The sequence below is a fragment of the Sphingobium sp. B11D3D genome, assembly GCF_025961755.1.
In the GTDB taxonomy this organism is placed as follows: domain Bacteria; phylum Pseudomonadota; class Alphaproteobacteria; order Sphingomonadales; family Sphingomonadaceae; genus Sphingobium.
Genome location: NZ_JAOQOG010000001.1, coordinates 2,190,537 through 2,208,906 on the forward strand (window position 1 = coordinate 2,190,537; position 18,370 = coordinate 2,208,906).

The following is an 18,370-nucleotide window of genomic DNA, read 5'->3' on the forward strand; positions in this document are numbered from 1 at the left end:
TCGATCTTCGCTTAGGCGCAGTCGGCTCAAACGACATTGAGCAGGATCAACGAAATGAGCGGCAGCCGGCCCCTCCCCCGACGCGCGAAGGAAGGGCCGGCTCCGCCTTATGGTGTTGCGGCGTTGGCCTGCGCCTCCGGTGCCCCGGCAGCCTGAGCGGCAATCTGCGCTGCGACGGGCGTCGCCTCGCCGCCGCCAAGGCCGTGGACGTAGACGGCCAGCATGCGGATCGTCGCCTTGTCGAGCGCATGGCCCCAGGCGGGCATCACACCCCGACGGCTGTTCGTCACCGTCTGGGTCAGCGTCTCGCGATCGCCGCCATAGAGCCAGATCGGGTCGGTCAGGTTCGGCGCACCGAATTCACGCAGTCCCTTGCCGGCCGGGCCGTGGCAAACCGCGCAATTCTGTTGGAACAGCACGTCGCCACGCCGTGAGGAAGCGCTGGCCTTCTCCTGCCCGCTGATCACGCGGACATGGCTCACTACATCCTGAACCTGCGTGCCGGTGAGAATGCCGTCCTTGCCGAAGGCGGGCATCAGGCTCATGCGGGTCTGCGCTTCATCCGGGTTCCGAGCGCCATGAGTGATCGTATATTCGATCGATTGCAGGTCGCCACCCCACAGCCAGTCGTCATCCACCAGATTCGGATAGCCCTTGGCGCCTGCAGCGCCCGAGCCATGGCACTGCACGCAATGCACCTTGAACGCGGCTGCCCCCCCCTGCATCGCCGCTTCCATCAGCTTTGGCTGGGCGACCAGCTTCTCGATGGGCGTGGCAGCGATGGCCGAGAGGATCGGCGTGCGGCGCGCGGTCTCGGCGTCCATCACCTGCTGGAGCTGCCCACGGCTGGACCAGCCGAACAGCCCCTTGCTGGCTTCATGCGCGAAGGGAATAGCGGGATAAACCACCACATAGCCGATCGCGAACACGATCGTTGCGTAGAAAGTCCAGACCCACCAGCGCGGCATGGGGGTGTCGAGCTCCTCGATCCCGTCCCATTCATGGCCGACGGTCTGGGTACCGGTCGGCGCGTCGATGCGTTTCTTCTCAGCCATGGTTGTTCTTCCTGTCATGGGCTGCGGCCTCGCCATCTTCGGCGAAGATCAGGTGCGCGGCGTCCTGGTTGCTCCGGCGCGAGCCGGGACGGAACGCCCATGCGCACAGGCCGAAATAGAGCACCACCATTGCCGAAAGCCCGTAGCTGTCCGCGAAGTGGCGCAGATCATTATAGCTCATCGCTCCACCTCCTGCGGCGCGGCGCTATCCAGATCGACAAGCGTGCCGAGCATCTGGAGATAGGCGACGAGGGCATCCATCTCGGTCAGCTTGGCCGGGTTGCCGTCGAAATCGCGGGCCTGCGCCTTGGGGTAGCGCTTGAGGAGATCGGCGGTGTCGGCCTCGGGATCGGCCTGCGCCAGGAGATCGGCATTCGCCTTCTCGATGTCCTCATCGCTATAGGGCACGCCAACCCGGCGCTGCGCCGTGAGATGGGCCGTCATGTCGCCCGCTTTCAGCTCACGCTTGGTGAGGAAGGCATAGGTCGGCATGATCGATTCCGGCACCACGCTGCGCGGATCGATGAGGTGCTGGACGTGCCACTCATCCGAGTAGCGCTTGCCGACGCGGGCCAGGTCCGGCCCAGTCCGCTTGGAGCCCCACTGGAAGGGGTGGTCATACATGCTTTCGGCGGCGAGGCTGTAATGGCCGTAGCGCTCCACCTCGTCGCGGAACGGGCGGATCATCTGCGAGTGGCAGTTGTAGCAGCCCTCCCGCATGTAGATGTTCCGGCCCGCCAGCTCCAGTGGCGTGTAGGGACGCATTCCCTCCACCTTCTCGATCGTGTTGTCGATCCAGAAGAGGGGTGCGATCTCCACGATGCCGCCGACGGTAACCGCGGCGAAGGCAGCGACGGCAAGGAGCGTGACGTTCCGCTCCAGCTTCTTGTGCTTCTGTGCAAAGCTCGACATGGTTTTCCGTCCTTATTCCGCGGGAACCGCAGCAGGTTTGTGGGTGATCGGCCGGTCCTTGGCGGCGTCGTAGGCAGCGTCGCTCATCGGCGCTTCGACGCGCTGGTGGCCGAGGATGGTGCGCCACACATTGATGGTCATGCACACGGCGCCCGAGAGGTAGAGCAGTCCGCCGAAGGCGCGCAGTACGTACATCGGGAACATCGCACGGACGGTGTCAGAGAAGGCGTAGACGAGGTAGCCGTCCGCCCCATATTCCCGCCACATCAGGCCCTGCATGATGCCAGCGACCCACATGGCCGAGGCGTAGAAGACGATGCCGACGGTCGCGAGCCAGAAGTGCCAGTTGACCATGCGCAGCGAGTAGAGCCGGTTGCGGCCCCACAGGCGCGGCGTAAGATAGTAGATCGCCGCGAAGGTGATCATGCCGTTCCAGCCGAGCGCGCCCGAGTGAACGTGGCCGATGGTCCAGTCCGTATAGTGCGAGAGGCTGTTGACGCTCTTGATCGAGAGCATCGGCCCTTCGAAGGTGCTCATGCCGTAGAAGGCGAGCGCCATCACCATCATGCGGATGATCGGATCGGTGCGGACCTTGTCCCAGGCGCCGTTCAGCGTCATCAGGCCATTGATCATGCCGCCCCAGCTCGGCATCCACAGCATGACCGAGAAGACCATGCCCAGCGTCTGCGCCCAGTCGGGCAACGCAGTGTAGTGGAGGTGATGCGGACCGGCCCAGATGTAGAGGAAGATCAGCGACCAGAAGTGGATGATCGACAGGCGATAGCTGTAGATCGGCCGCTCGGCCTGCTTGGGCACGAAATAGTACATCATCGCCAGGAAGCCGGCGGTGAGGAAGAAGCCTACCGCGTTATGGCCGTACCACCACTGGGTCAGCGCATCCTGCACGCCCGCAAAGGCGCTATAGCTCTTGGAGCCCAGCAGGCTGACCGGCATCGACAGGTTGTTGACGATGTGGAGCATCGCGATGGTGAGGATGAAGCTCAGGTAAAACCAGTTCGCCACATAGATATGCGGCTCGCTGCGCTTGACGATCGTGCCAACGAAGACCGCGAGATAGGCGACCCAGACGATGGTGAGCCACAGGTCGACATACCATTCGGGCTCGGCATATTCCTTCGCCTCGGTGATGCCGAGGAGATAGCCGGTCGCGGCGAGCACGATGAACAGCTGGTAGCCCCAGAAGACGAAGCGCGCGAGCGAGGGGAAGGCAAGCCGGGCGCGGCAGGTGCGCTGCACGACATAGAAGCTCGTTGCGATCAGGGCATTGCCACCGAAGGCAAAAATCACTGCTGAGGTGTGCAGCGGCCGCAGGCGCCCGAAGCTGGTATATTCCAGCCCCAGGTTCAGCGCCGGGAAGGCAAGCTGCAAGGCAATGTAGAGCCCGGCGAGAAAACCGGCCATGCCCCAGAACACCGTGGCGATAACGCCCCAGCGCACCGGATCGTCATCATAATGCCCCTGATCGGGCATGCGCAGAATGCCGCGCGCCATACCGCCCCAATCGGCGGAGCGAAGCGTCCCCATCATGGCGAGCAGCGCCGCAAGCGACGCAATGACCATGTGGATGGCAAATCCGGAATCCACGGCGAGCGCGGAGGCGAGCATCGCGAGAATGGCGAGCAGAAGCCAGCCTCCCGCCTTCATTGTTAGACCGGTCATAGAAACCCCTTGAGCAGCACAGTCCTGGGACTGTGCTGTCGCTGTGGATCAGCGGGGGCTCGGCATCATTGACATGGGTCAACGGGAAGAATGCGGTCTGCGGGGTGGCCGGCGCGCCACGATGCGCGCCGACGAGGAGCGCGGTGCTCAGCCGTTGCCGGCTTCGGCCTCCATGGCGTCATGATCTAGGATGACGACAGTCCGCCGATCCGGCAGATCGATGATCCCGGCCTGGCGGAGCCGGGTGAGCTGGCGACTCACAGTCTCGATGGTCAGGCCCAGCAGATCGGCCATCTGCTGGCGGGTGAGCGGCAGTTCGAAGCGCTCGACAAGATCGCTGCCGCTACAGCTTGCATCCGCAAGCCGCTGCGCCATTTCGAGCAGGAAGGTCGCGACACGCTCTCCGGCGCTCTTGCGTCCCAGCAGCAGCATCCAGTGACGCGCGCGATCCAATTCGGTGAGGGTCCGTTGGAGCAGCTTGTGCTCCAGCTCCGGATGCGTGCGGGCAAAATCGTCGAACGAGGAGCGCGTGAACAGGCACACCTGCGCATCGCACAGCGCGGTGACGCTGTGCTGAGTCGTGCTGCCAAACGGTCGCCCGATGAAATCGGAGGGATAGACGACGCCAACAATCTGCTCGCGGCCATCCGCCGTCGAGGTCGACAGTTTGAGCACGCCGTCAATCACATTGGCGACCAGCAAGCTGTCATCGCCTTCCCACATCAGCGTCTGCCCGCGATGCACGGGCACGCGACGACCGATCTTGTTGAGCACCTCCAGCTCGGAGGTATCCAAAGATGAACAGATCGCGCGGTTCCGCACGACACACTGTTGGCAGCTAGTCACCGCGACTCTTTACAGCAGTCGTCGAGACTTTCCAACGGCCTAAGCAGGCCATCTGTGCCAAAGACACATTGGCAGTCCCGCCCCTCACCCTTCACGGAAGACACCGTCGTCAGTAGCCGACGGTGAACCGCATGTTCTTGTGCTTGGGCGTCTCGATCTCGTCGATCATCGCGACGGCGAAATCCTCATAGCTGATCGAGCTTTTGCCATCCGGCGCCGTCAGCAGCGTTTCGGTGCCGAGGCGAAAGGTGCCGGTGCGCTCGCCCGGTCCGAACATCATGGCCGGCGACAGGAACGTCCAATCAAAGCCCGGCCCCGCCTTCAGCTGGTTAAGGAAATCTCGCGCCGGCGCGGCCTCGACCTTGATGAAGTCCGGGAAACCCGGCGTATCGAGCAGCACCACGCCATCCTCGGTCTGCAGGCTCGCCGCGCCACCGACGACCAGCAGCCAGCACCCGGCCTTGCGGGCCACGGCAAACACATTGTCCGCATCCAGCGACTTGAACGGCATGGAGAGAATGACCGCATCGTGGCCGGCGATCTTGCTCGCCATGTCGTCGACATCATTGATGTCGGCCTTCACCCACGTCACGCCCTCGCGCGGGGCTTGGGTGTCTGCGCTGCGCGAAATGCCTGTGACATTGTGCCCGCGACTCACGGCCTCATCGACCAGACGCTGGCCTGCATTGCCAGTGGCACCCATGATTGCGATCTTCATGCCTGCATTCCTCTCTTATCGGGCACATCGCGCGCCTAGCCCGCGACACCCAAATTGACTTTGCCTATTCTAAGGGCCTGTTCTTAGGGTCAAGCCGGACAAAGGCAAGAGACCAGCGCCGCGTTTCCCGACGTCAGCGATCAACGGCCAGCTTTTCCGCCATGTTCGGGTCATCCGCAGCGATCTCGACAGCATGCGAGGTGCGGAACGGCTGATTGGAATGCGGCGCAGTCAGCAGCGTCCACTGCGCGAGATCGCAGCCGAGCAGCAGCGGCCGCTCCGGCAAGCCAGCGGCGGCAAGCTGGCTCTTGGTCAGCGCTTCCAGCTCCTGCGGACGGATGGAGAGATAGAAGATCTTCTGCCCCTCCGCCGCCAGTTTCTGCACCGTCTCGATCGCCACCGGGTTGGGCTTCACTTCCTCGAAGCCGGGCTTGAAAAACAGCGACCCCTGCTCGAACAGGAAGCCATCGACGCTGATGAAGAACACCCGGTGGCCCTGCAGATATTCGCGCCACTCGTGGACCGTCCCCCAGTCCTGATACTGCTTGATCCGCTGGATGCGGAACACCGAGCCCTGCATCGCCAGATAGCCGATAATCTCGGAGAGATAGAGCTCGCCGGCGGACAGGCGCGGCTGGCCCATCAGCTCGTCATAGGCCGTCAAAAACTCGCGCGGGCTAGAGAAATAATAGCCGCCGACGCTGAACAGATCGGAGATGACCTGCTTTTCGCGGAAATTGACGATCACATCTTCCTGATCGACCTGAACATAGCTCTTGTTCTGCGGATTGACCTGGCTGAAGCTGCTGAGCGAGGCGACGCAGACATAATTGTATGTCTGATAGAGGTGCGGCACCTCAAAATAATTGTCGCTGTCCTTCACCATGAAGGGCTCGTCGATGCCGCTCTTGAGCAGCGTCTGGGCAACCGTCTCGGACTGGCTGCGTGTCGGCTCGTCCAGAATGACGCAATTGACCTTCTGCCCAAAGGCGGCGCGCAGACCTTCCTGAGCCTGGAAGCGCTCTTCATGCTCGCGCAGGATCGTGAAGATGAAATCATCCACATTGGCGCCAAGGCCCTGTACTGCCTTGAAGACCATGGGCAGGCCATCATTGTCGGGCAGCATCCACTTAGGCGCCATGTTGGGGAAGCGGGAGGAGCGGCCGGCGCAGGGTACGATGATCTTCATGGGTCTTCTCTCTCGCGTCAAAGATTGTCCAGGGCAGCACGGCCGCATTCGGCCACCCGCCGGGCAACGAAGGCCCGGTCCTCGTCGGTCTTCGCATAAGGCAGGATGCGCGCGAAGGTGAGGCCGAGCAGGATGTAATGGCGTGCGGGATACGCCGGGTCCAGCGCTGTCGCGGCAGCATGGAAGCGCTGCCGCAGCCACCATGTCACGCCCCGTGCCAGCGGCCGGCCGCGATGGGCGTGCCAAAGCCCCTCGCATTCCTGAAACAGCTTGGACCAGTCGATCCAGACGTGATCGAAGGGCGATGTGATCGTATCGATCAGCCACAAGGCGCCGCGCCGGTCGACGAGGATGTTCTCGAAGGTTAGATCGCCATGCGCTGCGGTGGGCTTTTCGTCCGCCACCAGCACATCCATGCGCTGTACCGCCTCCACCAGAGGGGCGAGTGCTTGCTCGTGCATCGCGCCAGTCTTGTCGGCGATCTGCTGCAGCTTGTCCACCAGCAGGCTCTTGCGCGGGGCGAGTGGCGGCTGGCTGACCGGCACCGAAACCGCCAGGCGGCTCATCAGCCGCTCCACGCGGTCGGCGAAATCGGCGACATTATCAAAGGTGCCATTGGAAAGGAAATTGACCGCATCGCGCGACGGGATGAACGCCATGTCGAAATAGAAAAGCCCGTCCTGCTCGCCCATGTCGAGCACCTCAGGCATCCCGGCACAGCCTTCCACCAGCCCAGCCAGCGCCTGCTGCCGCACCGCCTGATCGCGCAACGACCCGTTGGCATCGACAAGATTGGCCGCCTTGCGCACGAAGGGCTGTCCGCTATCACGGACCAACGCGACGGTCGCGCCGGAAAAGCCGGAGAGCGGAATGACCTCGCGAAACATCCGCAAAGCCGGGTGGCTGTCGAGGGTCAACTCTGGTCCTGTCATGATTTGCCCGGCCGATGGATGACGCCGGCTTGGGTCACGTCGATGACAGTCATGCCCGCGGCAAGGCCGGACGCGATCCCGACCGGCGTATCCTCGAACACGAGGCAGCGTGCGGGCGCCACGCCCAGTAACGCCGCGCCGGTGAGATAAGGTTCGGCATGCGGCTTGCCTTGCGCCACATCATCGCCGCTCACCACGGCGCCGAAATGGGGGCGCCACGCCATCGTTTCCAAGATCGCTTCCACGCCGTCCCGGTTGCCCGACGACACCAACGCCATGGGGATCGTGCCGGCATGACGCGTCAGCAAGTGTGACGCGGTCAGTGCCGGCGCCTTCTCCTGCCGTAGCACGGTCTTGAAATGCGCCTTCTTCTCGGCATGGAGGGCGGCGATCATCGCATCGTCGATCTCACCCATGCCCGCCGCTGCCGCAAAAGCCGGGATCGCGATCCGGGCGGGCGGACCGACATTTGCAAGATAATCATCCATGGTGAAGCGATAGCCGCGCGCATCGAACACGGCTGCGTAGGCGAGGCCGTGGAGCGGCATGGTATCGACCAGCGTGCCATCCAGATCGAATAGCAGGGCGTCATAGGCGGAGAGGTCCACGCCGAGCGGCCATGGCTCCACGGACACGTCTGGCGTCATTTCCCGCCCCGCGACTTAACTAAAACGACCATCGACCTTCAAATAACCCCCTGCAATCGACGCACATCTATCGCGCTGGCGAGCATTCTCTCAGCTGGCCGTCATGCGAATGTGGAAATGGGTTGAATTCTTAATCCGAAATCTTGCTAGGTTGAACGCGCGCGCCATTGGCCATCGAGGAAAACCCGTGAAGTCTGTAAATGGAAAACCTGCAAGCGAGTTCCTCGACAATCGGCTTGCCGCAGCCAAAGAATTGACCGAGGCCTCAAACTATACCCCTGCCTTGGAGATTTACGAGGCAATATTTAAGGAGGGCATAACGGCCCACCGCGCCTTTGAGGGCGCCGGACGCGCGGTGACCGGCGCGCTGATGGACGGGGCTTTGCCGACGGACTGGGGTCGGGAGCGGCTGGACGATCTCCTCCGCATCCTCGTCCTTGAGCGCGATCGCGACGGCACGCCCCCTGCCCTGTGCGCGCGGATCGCAGCAGCCCATGCCGGCGGCAATCAGGGCGTCCTCCAGAAGGCGGCCGAGCTTCTTCGGCCCGTTCTGACAGCTTTGTGGGATGAGGGCGCGCGCGACCGCGGCTTTTTGATCGCCGTACTGCTGCTGCGCCACCCCCTGCAGGGCTGGCAGGACGAAGCCCCGATCTCGCGCTGGCATCTCGACCTGCTGCCGCAACTGGACCGACACGAACTCAGCCTTCCCTATAATGGCATTTTCGATGCGGTGCATTTTCAGGGCAACATCGCCGATCTGGCCGGTCTCGCCGAGAACACACCGCCCGATGCGCTGGTGCGCCGTTTCCCCGCCTGGCAGTTGCTGCTCTTCCTGTGGATCACGGGATCACGCCGTGCAGACGCGCAACTTGCCGCATGGCTGGCGGCCTATCGCAGCGCATATCCGGGTGGTGCAACCGATGAGGACGATGGCGCGGCGGCGCGCTCTCTGGCGCTGCGATGGGCGGTTTCGCCGGATGGTCCCGCGAGCGCAGCGGCAGTCACGACGGCCCTCGGTCCGGACCTGGCCGCGCTGGCGCAGCCGGGCCTCAAGCTGCGCTCGACTGCTGATCGCGCTCGGTCGAACGCAGCGCTTGCCCGGCTGGACTCCAGGCCATGGCAGGCGGCCGCTTTCGTGGAGGACAAGGTCACGGGCAAGGCGCCTTTCCTCAAGCGCGGGCGGCGCCGTCCGCGCATTGCCGTGTGCGTTTCGGGCCAGCTGCGTGGCTACCGCGCGGCCTTCCCGACCTGGCAGGCCAGCTTGCTGCGGGACGCGGACTGCCAATTCTTCATCCATAGCTGGAGCAAGATCGGGCGCTCGGGCGCAGAGCCGTTCCGCGCTTATCTGCCCTTCGCCGGCGAAGCCTTTTGCGAAGCGTGGCGCCTGCACGCCGGGCGCATCGGCATGCCCGGCATGGCCGAGCGCTACCCCGCGCTGTTCGCCGCGCTGGCGGATGGCGGGGTCGTCAGCAAGGCTGAACTCGAAGCCTTTTATAGCACCGAGCATGTGGTGCTGGAGGACGATAGCGACCCGGATTTTGCGGGTTGGTCCAACCCCCGCAAGATGCACTACAAGCTCAAGGCCGCGTCGGACATGGCGACGGCCCGAGGCGACGAATTCGATCTCATCCTGCGCATCCGCCCGGATAAGGTTATCGGCGCGAAAGCGTTCCGCTGGGGCGACGCCTTGGCCGCTTGCCGGGCGACGCCCACGCTGCTTGCCGATGCGGCGATGGGCCATCAATATGGCTCACTCATGATCGGGGATCAGGTCGCGCTCGCCAGCGCCGCGACCATGGCGGTCTATGCCGACACGCTGGATATCGCGCCTCGCTTTCATGAGATGGCGCTCTATGATGCCAAGCCGGATTTGATGGGTCATGTCAGTCTTGCCCAGACCTGTTGGTATGCCGGCATCACCGCGGCCAGATTGCCGGCCCGGATGGGCAAGTTGATGGAAGCAGCGCCGATGGCGAGCAGCGCCATCTGCGCTGCCCTTGAGCAGGACGCTGCCGGCCGTCACGACGCTGTGGACAAGGCTTTGCTCACAGCGGCGCGAACGGACAGGCAGAGGCGCTGAACTCAGGAGCCGACGACCATCCCACCATTGGGGTGGAGCACCTGCCCGCTCATATAGCTGGAATCCTCGCAGGCGAGGAACAGGAAGCACGGCGCGACTTCGTTGGGCTGGCCCGGGCGACCCATGGGCGTGCTCTCGCCGAAATGCGCGAGCTTCTCCTTGGTGGCACCGCCGAACGGGTTGAGCGGCGTCCAGATCGGCCCCGGCGCCACCGCGTTGACGCGAATGCCCTTCTCGATGAGGTTTTCGCTGAGCGAGCGGGTAAACGCCGTGATGGCGCCCTTGGTGCTCGAATAATCGAGCAGTTCCTTGGAGCCCTGATACATCGTGACGGACGTGCAATTAACGATTGCAGCGCCCTCGCGAAGATGCGGCATCGCCGCCTGCACGACGAAGAACATCGAGTAGATGTTCGTCTGGAAGGTCCGCTTGAGCTGTTCCTCGGTGATGTCCTCGATCGCCTTGTCCGGGTGCTGCTCGCCGGCATTGTTGACGATGATGTCGAGACGCCCGAACGCGCCCACTGTGCGATCGATCAGGTCCTGACAGACAGCCTTGTCACCCAGATCGCCAGCGAATACCAGCGCGCGAGCGCCTTCCTGCTCGACCAGCTTTTGCGTCTTGGCGGCGTCTTCATGCTCGCACAAATAGGCGATGGCGACATCGGCGCCTTCACGCGCGAACAGCACCGCGACCGCGCGGCCGATCCCGCTATCCGCCCCGGTCACAACCGCGACCTTGCCTTTCAGTCGGCCCGATCCGGGGTAGCGCGGCATGAACTCCGGCTGGGGATCGAGCTTATGCTCGTCACCAGGCAAATTGTCTTCGTGGATCATCTCGATTGTGTCAGTCATGGATCATTCTTCCGTTCAGCACGTCACTTGACGTGGTCCGGCTTGCCCTTGCGGCTGCCGGAGGCAAAATCCTCAAGCTGACTCTTGCTCATCGAGTCATACATCTCGCGTGAGGCGCCCTTGAGATCGGATTTGGCGCTGTCACCGCGTTTGGCAGACAAGGCTGCCCCGGCGGCTTTCTGCTGCGCTTTGGATTTGGCTGGCATGAGTAAGCCTCCAAATTAAAAGGCCGCCCGTTCGTTCCGGGCGGCCTGTGCCTGTCGATCAGACGAAGGGATAAGGGATGCCCCAATATCCGTAGACCTGCCGGCCGTAGCCATGGTCGTAGACGGGGTCTTCCTGCGCATATCGCGGCGCGCCTTCGAGACGGGATTTCTCGATATCGACGACATAGCCGCCATATTCGGTATCATAATCGAGCATGTCCCACGGCAGCGGATAATAATCGCTGCCGAGGCCGAACAGGCCACCGAACGACATCACGGCATATTCAGCCTTGCCGCTCCGCTTATCGACCATGAAGTTGCGCACCGTCCCGAGCTTCTCGCCTTGCCGGTTGTACACCGTCGTGCCCTCGACCTTGTCTGAGGAGATGAGGCGCTGAGTTTCGTCAATTGCGATTTCGGTAGCCATGAGCCTGGTCCTCTTCCTGTTGAAGGTGGGCCTCGATCCACGGAAGGGGTTTGCCGATCCAACCGGGACCAAGGTGCCAATGCCGGCCTATGCCGGCCCTTGGGTCTTGAGGCCGCGCATCAGCGCGACGCCATCTGCCAAACCAACGGCCAGATAGCGCAGGAGTTCCGGGTAAAGCGGCAAACCGATCGACAGCGAGTCACGCCGTGTCACATCGGCGTCCAGAAGGCCGGTCCGGTCAGATCATGGACTGCGGCTGCACGAGACGATCGAAGGTCGCCGCATCGACAAGGCCGAGCGCAGAAGCCGCCTCGCGCAGGCTCAGCCCCTGCTCATGGGCATATTTGGCAATCTTGGCGGCATTGTCATAGCCGACCTCAGGCGCGAGCGCGGTGACCAGCATCAGCGAGCGCTCGACCAGGTCCGCGATGCGCGCCTCATTGGGGATAATGCCTTCCACGCAGCGCTCGGCAAAGCTCTCCATTCCCGTGCTCAGCAGATCGATGGAACGCAGGATCGCCGCACCGATCATCGGCTTGAAGACGTTGAGTTCGAGATGCCCCTGCAAACCACCGACCGTCACGGCCTGATGATTGCCGATCACCTGCGCGGCAACCATCGTCAGCATCTCGCACTGGGTGGGGTTGACCTTGCCGGGCATGATCGAGCTGCCTGGCTCATTGGCCGGCAATTCCAGTTCGCCCAGCCCCGAACGCGGCCCTGAACCCAGCAGGCGAATATCATTGGCGATCTTGGTCAGCGCGACGGCGAGCGTTGCCAGCGCCCCGGAGAGCTGGACCAGCGGATCGTTGGAGGCCAAGGCCTCGAACTTGTTGGGCGCGGTCCTGAACGGAAGATCGGTCAACGCCGCAATCTGCTTGGCCACCGCCTCGCCGAACCCTTGCGGCGCATTCAGGCCCGTGCCGACCGCCGTGCCGCCCTGCGCCAGCGGCATCAGCTCGTCTTCCAGGGCGCGGGAGAGACGGCTGCGGCAGTTGAGCAGTTGCTGAGCATAGCCGGAGAACTCCTGCCCCAGCGTGAGCGGCGTCGCGTCCTGCAGATGCGTCCGGCCGATCTTGACGATGCCGGACCAAGCCTTCGCCATCGCGCCGAGCAGATCGGCAAGATGATCGAGCGCCGGCAGCAGCCGATCGACCAGCGCGCGGGCCGCTGCGATGTGCAGCGCCGTCGGGAAGCTGTCGTTGGACGACTGGCTCATATTGACATGGTCGTTGGGATGGACCGGCGCCTTGCCGCCACGCTTACCGGTCAGCGCCTCGTTGGCGCGGCCCGCGATCACCTCGTTCACATTCATGTTGGTCTGGGTGCCGCTGCCGGTCTGCCAGATGACCAGCGGAAACTGATCGTTCAGCTTGCCGGCCACGATCTCGGCCGCCGCCGTCTCGATGGCATCGGCGATGTCCGGGGCCAGTCCATGCGCGCGGTTCACATGCGCGGCGGCGCTTTTCACGATGGCCAGCGCATGGACGATGCCGGTCGGCATTCGCTCGGCCGGGCCGAACGGAAAATTCTCGATGCTGCGCTGCGTCTGAGCGCCCCAATAGACCGCGTCAGGCACGTCGATAGGCCCCAGGCTGTCGCGTTCTTCCCGCATCTTCGTCACCGGTTTCTCCACTGTCATCTGCCGTGCCGGTCCGTGTGCGCCACCGGCGGGCTCCAAACCCACAGCTTGCGCGTTGTGCGCTCGTCCATGCCCATGGACAAGTCCCGTGGATAGGCCCCGTGGATAGGCAAGGAGCGGACCCTGAGCATGACACACGCGCTGATTTTCGTCGACGACAGCATGCCGGGCATTCGCCGTCGACCGAGTGGAAAACGCGGCTGGGCCTATTTCGATGCGGAAGGCGCGCGCATCACCGAACGGGCGGAGATCGACCGGCTCAACCGCATCGGCCTGCCGCCGGCTTATACCGATGCCTGGTTCGCGCCCAATGCCCATGCCCATATTTTGGCGACGGGCATCGATGCGCGCGGGCGCAAGCAATATCGTTACCATCCCGATTTTACCGCCGAGCGGGACGCGCGCAAATATGAGGGCTGCGCCGCTTTCGGCGCGCTGTTGCCGCTGCTGCGCCGCCGGGTGGAGGATGATCTGGCCGGGCGCGGCCTGACCGCCGAGCGCGCCATCGCCTCGGTCGTACAACTGCTCGACAGCGGCCGCATTCGCGTGGGGAACGAAGCCTATGCCAAGAGCAATCGCAGCTTCGGGGCGACCACCCTGCGACGGCGCCATGCCAAGGTCGTCGGCAACCGGCTCACCTTGCGGTTCAAGGCCAAGTCGGGCAAGCTGAGCGAAGTCAGCATGACGGACCGCCGCCTCATTCGCTTCGTTCGCCAGATGCAGGATCTGCCGGGCCAGCACCTCTTCCAGTATCTGCGCGACGACGGCACCGCCTCACCGGTCTCCTCGTCGGATGTGAACTTCTATCTGCGCGAGACGATGGGCGCGGACTTCACCGCCAAGCACTTCCGGACATGGCGGGCGAGCGTGCTCGCGTTCGACTGGCTGCTGCACGAGCAGGAGGTCTCGACCCTCACGGCGATGCTGACCCATGTCTCGGAACATCTCGGCAATACGCCGGCCATCGCCCGCAAATCCTACATCCACCCCAATCTCGTCGCCTTGGCGCGCGAGGGGCCGAGCGAATTCCGCAAGCAGACGCGCCTGCCGCGCCAGACCAAATGGCTCAGCCGCCCCGAACGCGGCCTGATCGCATGGCTGGAAGAGCAGCAGGTCGAGGCCGGCTGATCAGCGGCAAACGCCCCAGCTGACCCCGCCCCGATCCGCCTGATCGAAGTGGAAGTGATCGGCATGCTGGCGGTTATAATTCGGCGAGAGCACGGTAGAGAACAGGCGGCATGCGCCATCGCGCACGGTTCGCAGGAACGCGGCCTCTTCGCCCTCCCCGTCCCAATCCCGCAGCACCGAGATCCGGCGACCGTCACTCAGCACGAAGCCGGCGATGTCCAACGCATTGGCGGTAGCATGTTCGCTCCACGCACCTTCGCCGCTCCCGTACATCCGCCGGCAACTATAGCTGCCCAGATGCTCGATGCGCACCACAGACGCCCCGAGGATTTGCTGCGCGGCAGGCTGGACAACCTGCCAGGTCCAGAGCGCGGTGGCGGCCATAACGGTACAGGCCGGGGCCACGTCCGTCGGCGAAAGGGCGAGCATGTCCTGCCTAGCCGCAAGGCGCGTGGCGGTCGTGACCCGGCACTGGTCACTGCCGAAAGCCGGGACCGCCGTCGTCTCCAACCCGGCGCGATGCAGCAAGGCGCGACATTGTGGCGCATCATCCCGCAATCCCGAGAGCTTGTGCCGCGTGAACAGGCCGATGGGCTGATCGAGCGAAAGCGGCGTCCATGGAAGATCCTGCGGGGCCGGACGGAACAGCGCGAACGCCAGCAACGCTGCCAGAACCAGAATGCCCGCCCAGACGAGCCAGCGGATCGCGCGATAAAAACCGGATGCCTTCATAGCTGCCTAACGCGGCAGGACGCGTTCCGCTTCCGACAGGGCCATGCAACTGCTGGCGCATGCAGGCGTTGATCGATCAGACGACAAGGAAATCACGAAAGGATTTGAGATGTCGATGCCCGAAGACCCCAAGACGAAAACCGAGACGGACGAAAACCCCGAGGTCCGCGATGCCGGGCCGGATGCGATGAAGCACAAGCCCGCCCCGGGCAAATGGGACGAGATTGACGAAGCCTCGGACGAGTCCTTTCCCGCCAGCGATCCGCCGGCATTCCAGCCGTCGATAACCTGACGATCAGGCGGACGCGGGCGGTGCCACGGCGCCTGCCCGCGCCACGTCGATCGTCGCGATCTGCCCATTGCGCAATCCGTAGACGACGAACACGCGCACCTGAACGCTCTCGCCTTGCTTGAGCGGCGCGACCACGAAATCGGGCGCGTCCTGCTGCGCCGTGAACGTGCTGGTGCAGTCCACCGCAATCCCGTTGTCGTCGATCACCAGCCCATGGATGGTGAGATCTTCGCGTACCGTCTGGAACATGGTGCGATAGAAGTCGCAGATGCCATCGCGTCCGTTGATGACAGGCACTGAGGGTAGCCGCAGCACACAGTCCTCTGTGTAGTAACGCCCTGCCCGCTCCATATCGCCAGCACTGAACGCCGCCGCATAAGCATGATAGGCCGCCCGCCCGCCCGCATGGGATGAGAGCATCGGCGCCTTGGTGACGCCCTGCTCCGCCGGCCAGGTCATGGAGCACAGTTCCTGGATTTGCCCGGCCTCGTTCAACAGATAGGTCACGAAGAACCGCACCGTCAGAATATCGCCCGGCAGCAAGGGCGCGAAGGGGAAATCGGGGCGCAGCGCGTGGCAGATGAAGTCCATGTCCACATCGACGAACAGCCGGTTGCCCTCCTGCAGTACCAGCCGGGGCCGGATGACCTCGCGTACGCCGTCATGGGCCCAGTCGAGGAAATCCAGCAAGCCATCGCGCCCACGGCAGACGCGGGTGCTGCTGTACATCACGCAATCCGGTGCAAACCACCGCTCGACGAGGCGATCATCCTGCCCCTCGTTGAAGTCGGCGACATAATCGTCGTAATTCAAGGCTTTTTCCTCGCTGAAGGAACGCCTTCACGCCCCATTTGGTCGGCCCTTTTGGCCATGCGCAGCAACATTCCATCCAGGTCCGACAGTTCGGACTCGCTGAAATCGGCCGTCAACATGCTGAAGAACTTGCGCCGATCCATATGGACCCGCTTGTAGCTGTCCTGCCCCTTTTCGGTCAGCACCAGCAGGCTGCTCTTGCGGTTTCGGGGGTTTTCCTCGCGCCGCAGGAAGCCTTCTTCTTCCAGAACCCGCACCGCGCGGCTGACTTCCGCCCGGTCCACCAGCGCTGCGGCCGACACTTCGCTGGCACTTTTGGTGCCCATCACCGCGAGATGAGCCAACACGCGCCACTCCGCCAGCGAGACACCCGCATTGTCCCGGATGTGCTGGACCGAAAGCCGGTCCAGCATCTTGCCAAGCATCAGCAGACGATAAGGAAGGTGGCGGGAATCGAAGATGCGCCAGGCTTCTTCGAGAGGGCCCGCCACCCCATTGTTGTTATCCTTTGCGCTCAATTGCGCTCCCCCTCTCCTCGAGCCGCCCCGGTGGACCCGAGGCGGCACTATAATTCGCTGCGCGCCCTTAGAGGGCGACGCTGACCGCCTTGAGCTCGGTATAGGCCTCGACGCCGGCCTTGCCATTCTCGCGGCCCCAGCCGGAGGCCTTGTAGCCGCCGAGCGGAAGCGCGGGATCGACGCCGCCCGAACCGTTGATGCGGATGGTGCCGGATTTGAGGCGCCGGGCCAGCTTGTGCGCGGTGGAGATATTCTGGGTGTAGATGGATGCGGACAGGCCGAACTCCGTCTCATTGCCCCGCGCCGCCAGCGCCGCGACGTCGTCCTCGTCGGTGAATCGCATCGCGCAGAGCACCGGGCCGAAGATTTCCTCGGCGCGCACGCGCATGTCGGGCTTGGTATCCACCAGCACGGTGGGCTGGACGAAATAGCCGCCCTCATAGCCCTCACCGGAGAGGCGATCGCCGCCGGCGAGCACGCTGGCGCCTTCCTGGCGGCCGGACTCGATGTAACCGGTCACGCGGTCAAGCTGCGCCGCGCTGACCAGCGGGCCGATCATGGTCAAGGCATCGAGGGTCTGGCCGACCTTCATGCCCCGCGCCATGTTCACCACGCCTTCCAGCACGGCATCAGCCACCTTCTCATGCACGAACAGGCGCGATCCCGCCGCGCAGACCTGACCGGCATTGAAGAAGATACCCATCGCCGCTGCCGGAATGGCTTTGGAAAGATCCGCATCTGCAAAAATATAGGTCGGCGACTTGCCGCCCAGTTCGAGCTGCACGCGCTTGAAGTTCGTCTTGGAGGCTTCGATAATCGCCTTGCCGGTCACCGTCGAACCGGTGAACGAGACCTTGTCGACATCGCGGTGCGCAGCCAGCGCCGCGCCAGCGGTCCGGCCGAAGCCCGAGACGATGTTGATTACGCCTTCGGGGAAACCCGCCTCAAGCAACAGCTCACCCAGCCGCAGCGTGCTGAGCGGAGTCTGTTCGGCTGGCTTGAGCACCACGGTGCAGCCCGCCGCGATCGCCGGCGCCAGCTTACCCATGGCCATGACCAGCGGGAAATTCCACGGCACGATCTGCGCGCACACGCCGACCGGCTCGCGCAGCACATAGGAGAGCCATTCGCCCGGTGCGCTGATCTCTGCGGTCTCGCCGAAAATCTTGGTCGCCCAGCCGGCATTGTAGCGCAGCTGGCCAACGGCGCCCGCGACGTCGATCATCCGCGAGAACTGGATGGGCCGCCCTACGTCCAGCGTCTCCAGCAGAGCCAGTTCCTCGGCATTGGCTTCAAGCAGATCGGCGAGCTTGAGCAGCAGATTGGTCCGCTCGGTGGGCTTCACGCCCGACCAGGCACCCTCGAACGCCTTGCGCGCGGCGGCAACGGCCCGGTCCACATCGACCTCGCCGGCGCTGGCGACATTTGCGATGAGTTCGCCGGTCGAGGGATTGAGCGTTTCGAAGGTTTCGCCGGATGCGGCCTCGACCCACTGCCCGCCGATCAACATTTTGACCGGGCCGTTGGCGTAGCGCATACGCAGTTGCTCAAGCAGACCGGGATTGTAAGGCGCATTCATCGAAACAGACATCCTTTCCAGCAGCCGTCGGTACCCTGACGGCAGAGATCATGTTGAATCATCATGATCTCCTCAATAACAGCAGACATGCGTCCACGCCAACTCTAGCGCGCCGGAAGT

21 protein-coding genes are annotated in these 18,370 nt (G+C 63.7%); 3 read left to right on the forward strand and 18 right to left on the reverse strand.

What is annotated here, in order from left to right; all coding sequences use genetic code 11:
* Window positions 1-107: 107 nt before the first annotated feature.
* From ccoP to M2334_RS10375, 9 genes are all read right to left on the reverse strand, one after another.
* Window positions 108-1,055, reverse strand: coding sequence for a cytochrome-c oxidase, cbb3-type subunit III (gene ccoP / locus M2334_RS10335; RefSeq protein WP_264594703.1), 948 nt, complete (start codon window positions 1,053-1,055; stop codon window positions 108-110).
* Window positions 1,048-1,236 carry a cbb3-type cytochrome oxidase subunit 3 gene (locus M2334_RS10340; protein WP_181559338.1) on the reverse strand — a complete coding sequence of 63 codons (189 nt, stop codon included), beginning with the start codon at window positions 1,234-1,236 and terminating at the stop codon, window positions 1,048-1,050. Before M2334_RS10340 ends, ccoP begins: the two co-directional genes overlap by 8 nt.
* The gene (ccoO, locus tag M2334_RS10345; protein ID WP_264576039.1) at window positions 1,233-1,967 is read right to left on the reverse strand and encodes a cytochrome-c oxidase, cbb3-type subunit II; all 735 of its coding nucleotides are present in this window, start codon (window positions 1,965-1,967) and stop codon (window positions 1,233-1,235) included. The genes M2334_RS10340 and ccoO overlap by 4 nt, the downstream gene beginning before the upstream one ends.
* A 12-nt stretch (window positions 1,968-1,979) precedes the next feature.
* Window positions 1,980-3,647: a cytochrome-c oxidase, cbb3-type subunit I gene (gene ccoN / locus M2334_RS10350; protein ID WP_264572558.1), complete on the reverse strand. Its 1,668-nt coding sequence runs from the start codon at window positions 3,645-3,647 to the stop codon at window positions 1,980-1,982.
* A 147-nt stretch (window positions 3,648-3,794) separates the two neighbouring features.
* Entirely contained in the window at window positions 3,795-4,493 is a 699-nt protein-coding gene (locus M2334_RS10355) for a Crp/Fnr family transcriptional regulator (protein ID WP_181559335.1), read from the reverse strand.
* 109 nt (window positions 4,494-4,602) lie between these two features.
* Complete coding sequence (locus M2334_RS10360) at window positions 4,603-5,211, reverse strand: NAD(P)-dependent oxidoreductase (RefSeq protein ID WP_264594704.1); 609 nt, start codon at window positions 5,209-5,211, stop codon at window positions 4,603-4,605.
* A 133-nt stretch (window positions 5,212-5,344) separates the two neighbouring features.
* Window positions 5,345-6,400, reverse strand: coding sequence for a hypothetical protein (locus M2334_RS10365; protein ID WP_181559333.1), 1,056 nt, complete (start codon window positions 6,398-6,400; stop codon window positions 5,345-5,347).
* 17 nt (window positions 6,401-6,417) lie between these two features.
* Window positions 6,418-7,317: a phosphotransferase gene (locus M2334_RS10370; protein ID WP_264594705.1), complete on the reverse strand. Its 900-nt coding sequence runs from the start codon at window positions 7,315-7,317 to the stop codon at window positions 6,418-6,420.
* 11 nt (window positions 7,318-7,328) lie between these two features.
* Window positions 7,329-7,979 (reverse strand): HAD family hydrolase, encoded by a 651-nt coding sequence (locus M2334_RS10375; RefSeq protein ID WP_264594706.1) that lies wholly within the window; start codon window positions 7,977-7,979, stop codon window positions 7,329-7,331.
* 187 nt (window positions 7,980-8,166) lie between these two features.
* Here M2334_RS10375 and M2334_RS10380 point away from each other — a divergent pair, with 187 nt between their 5' ends.
* Entirely contained in the window at window positions 8,167-10,059 is a 1,893-nt protein-coding gene (locus M2334_RS10380) for a hypothetical protein (RefSeq protein ID WP_264605356.1), read from the forward strand.
* Window positions 10,060-10,061: 2 nt separating this feature from the next.
* Here the strand turns inward: M2334_RS10380 and M2334_RS10385 are convergent, their stop codons facing one another.
* The 5 genes from M2334_RS10385 to fumC form a co-directional block, all read right to left on the reverse strand.
* Window positions 10,062-10,913 (reverse strand): SDR family oxidoreductase, encoded by an 852-nt coding sequence (locus M2334_RS10385; protein WP_264594708.1) that lies wholly within the window; start codon window positions 10,911-10,913, stop codon window positions 10,062-10,064.
* Between the two features lie 23 nt (window positions 10,914-10,936).
* On the reverse strand, window positions 10,937-11,119 hold the full coding sequence (locus tag M2334_RS10390) for a DUF3008 family protein (RefSeq protein ID WP_264572550.1): 183 nt from the start codon (window positions 11,117-11,119) through the stop codon (window positions 10,937-10,939).
* A gap of 58 nt (window positions 11,120-11,177) precedes the next feature.
* Window positions 11,178-11,546: a PRC-barrel domain-containing protein gene (locus tag M2334_RS10395; protein ID WP_181559327.1), complete on the reverse strand. Its 369-nt coding sequence runs from the start codon at window positions 11,544-11,546 to the stop codon at window positions 11,178-11,180.
* Between the two features lie 87 nt (window positions 11,547-11,633).
* Complete coding sequence (locus M2334_RS10400) at window positions 11,634-11,759, reverse strand: hypothetical protein (protein WP_264594709.1); 126 nt, start codon at window positions 11,757-11,759, stop codon at window positions 11,634-11,636.
* A gap of 25 nt (window positions 11,760-11,784) precedes the next feature.
* On the reverse strand, window positions 11,785-13,161 hold the full coding sequence (gene fumC, locus M2334_RS10405) for a class II fumarate hydratase (protein ID WP_413716145.1): 1,377 nt from the start codon (window positions 13,159-13,161) through the stop codon (window positions 11,785-11,787).
* A gap of 156 nt (window positions 13,162-13,317) precedes the next feature.
* On the opposite strand from fumC, the gene M2334_RS10410 reads away from it, so the two are divergent.
* Window positions 13,318-14,316, forward strand: a complete 999-nt coding sequence (locus M2334_RS10410) for a DNA topoisomerase IB (RefSeq protein ID WP_264605357.1) — start codon at window positions 13,318-13,320, stop codon at window positions 14,314-14,316.
* Here M2334_RS10410 and M2334_RS10415 read toward each other — a convergent pair whose 3' ends face one another.
* Window positions 14,317-15,048, reverse strand: coding sequence for an extensin family protein (locus M2334_RS10415; RefSeq protein ID WP_264605358.1), 732 nt, complete (start codon window positions 15,046-15,048; stop codon window positions 14,317-14,319). It abuts the gene before it with no gap.
* 109 nt (window positions 15,049-15,157) lie between these two features.
* Here M2334_RS10415 and M2334_RS10420 point away from each other — a divergent pair, with 109 nt between their 5' ends.
* The gene (locus M2334_RS10420; RefSeq protein ID WP_264572224.1) at window positions 15,158-15,340 is read left to right on the forward strand and encodes a hypothetical protein; all 183 of its coding nucleotides are present in this window, start codon (window positions 15,158-15,160) and stop codon (window positions 15,338-15,340) included.
* Between the two features lie 3 nt (window positions 15,341-15,343).
* Here the strand turns inward: M2334_RS10420 and M2334_RS10425 are convergent, their stop codons facing one another.
* The 3 genes from M2334_RS10425 to M2334_RS10435 all read right to left on the reverse strand — a co-directional run bounded on the left by M2334_RS10425 (window position 15,344) and on the right by M2334_RS10435 (window position 18,250).
* Entirely contained in the window at window positions 15,344-16,153 is an 810-nt protein-coding gene (locus M2334_RS10425) for a nuclear transport factor 2 family protein (protein ID WP_264605359.1), read from the reverse strand.
* Window positions 16,150-16,671 (reverse strand): MarR family winged helix-turn-helix transcriptional regulator, encoded by a 522-nt coding sequence (locus tag M2334_RS10430; RefSeq protein WP_264605360.1) that lies wholly within the window; start codon window positions 16,669-16,671, stop codon window positions 16,150-16,152. The genes M2334_RS10425 and M2334_RS10430 overlap by 4 nt, the downstream gene beginning before the upstream one ends.
* Before the next feature lie 67 nt (window positions 16,672-16,738).
* Entirely contained in the window at window positions 16,739-18,250 is a 1,512-nt protein-coding gene (locus M2334_RS10435; RefSeq protein ID WP_319801346.1) for an aldehyde dehydrogenase family protein, read from the reverse strand.
* Between the last annotated feature and the right edge of the window lie 120 nt (window positions 18,251-18,370).

What these genes read in the sequence shown, in the direction of transcription:
- ccoP (WP_264594703.1), bottom strand. Translation starts at nt 1,055, where the DNA reads ATGGCTGAGAAGAAACGCATCGACGCGCCGACCGGTACCCAGACCGTC.
- M2334_RS10340 (WP_181559338.1), bottom strand. Translation starts at nt 1,236, where the DNA reads ATGAGCTATAATGATCTGCGCCACTTCGCGGACAGCTACGGGCTTTCG.
- ccoO (WP_264576039.1), bottom strand. Translation starts at nt 1,967, where the DNA reads ATGTCGAGCTTTGCACAGAAGCACAAGAAGCTGGAGCGGAACGTCACG.
- ccoN (WP_264572558.1), bottom strand. Translation starts at nt 3,647, where the DNA reads ATGACCGGTCTAACAATGAAGGCGGGAGGCTGGCTTCTGCTCGCCATT.
- M2334_RS10360 (WP_264594704.1), bottom strand. Translation starts at nt 5,211, where the DNA reads ATGAAGATCGCAATCATGGGTGCCACTGGCAATGCAGGCCAGCGTCTG.
- M2334_RS10365 (WP_181559333.1), bottom strand. Translation starts at nt 6,400, where the DNA reads ATGAAGATCATCGTACCCTGCGCCGGCCGCTCCTCCCGCTTCCCCAAC.
- M2334_RS10375 (WP_264594706.1), bottom strand. Translation starts at nt 7,979, where the DNA reads ATGACGCCAGACGTGTCCGTGGAGCCATGGCCGCTCGGCGTGGACCTC.
- M2334_RS10385 (WP_264594708.1), bottom strand. Translation starts at nt 10,913, where the DNA reads ATGACTGACACAATCGAGATGATCCACGAAGACAATTTGCCTGGTGAC.
- M2334_RS10390 (WP_264572550.1), bottom strand. Translation starts at nt 11,119, where the DNA reads ATGCCAGCCAAATCCAAAGCGCAGCAGAAAGCCGCCGGGGCAGCCTTG.
- M2334_RS10395 (WP_181559327.1), bottom strand. Translation starts at nt 11,546, where the DNA reads ATGGCTACCGAAATCGCAATTGACGAAACTCAGCGCCTCATCTCCTCA.
- fumC (WP_413716145.1), bottom strand. Translation starts at nt 13,161, where the DNA reads ATGCGGGAAGAACGCGACAGCCTGGGGCCTATCGACGTGCCTGACGCG.
- M2334_RS10410 (WP_264605357.1), top strand. Translation starts at nt 13,318, where the DNA reads ATGACACACGCGCTGATTTTCGTCGACGACAGCATGCCGGGCATTCGC.
- M2334_RS10415 (WP_264605358.1), bottom strand. Translation starts at nt 15,048, where the DNA reads ATGAAGGCATCCGGTTTTTATCGCGCGATCCGCTGGCTCGTCTGGGCG.
- M2334_RS10420 (WP_264572224.1), top strand. Translation starts at nt 15,158, where the DNA reads ATGTCGATGCCCGAAGACCCCAAGACGAAAACCGAGACGGACGAAAAC.
- M2334_RS10435 (WP_319801346.1), bottom strand. Translation starts at nt 18,250, where the DNA reads ATGAATGCGCCTTACAATCCCGGTCTGCTTGAGCAACTGCGTATGCGC.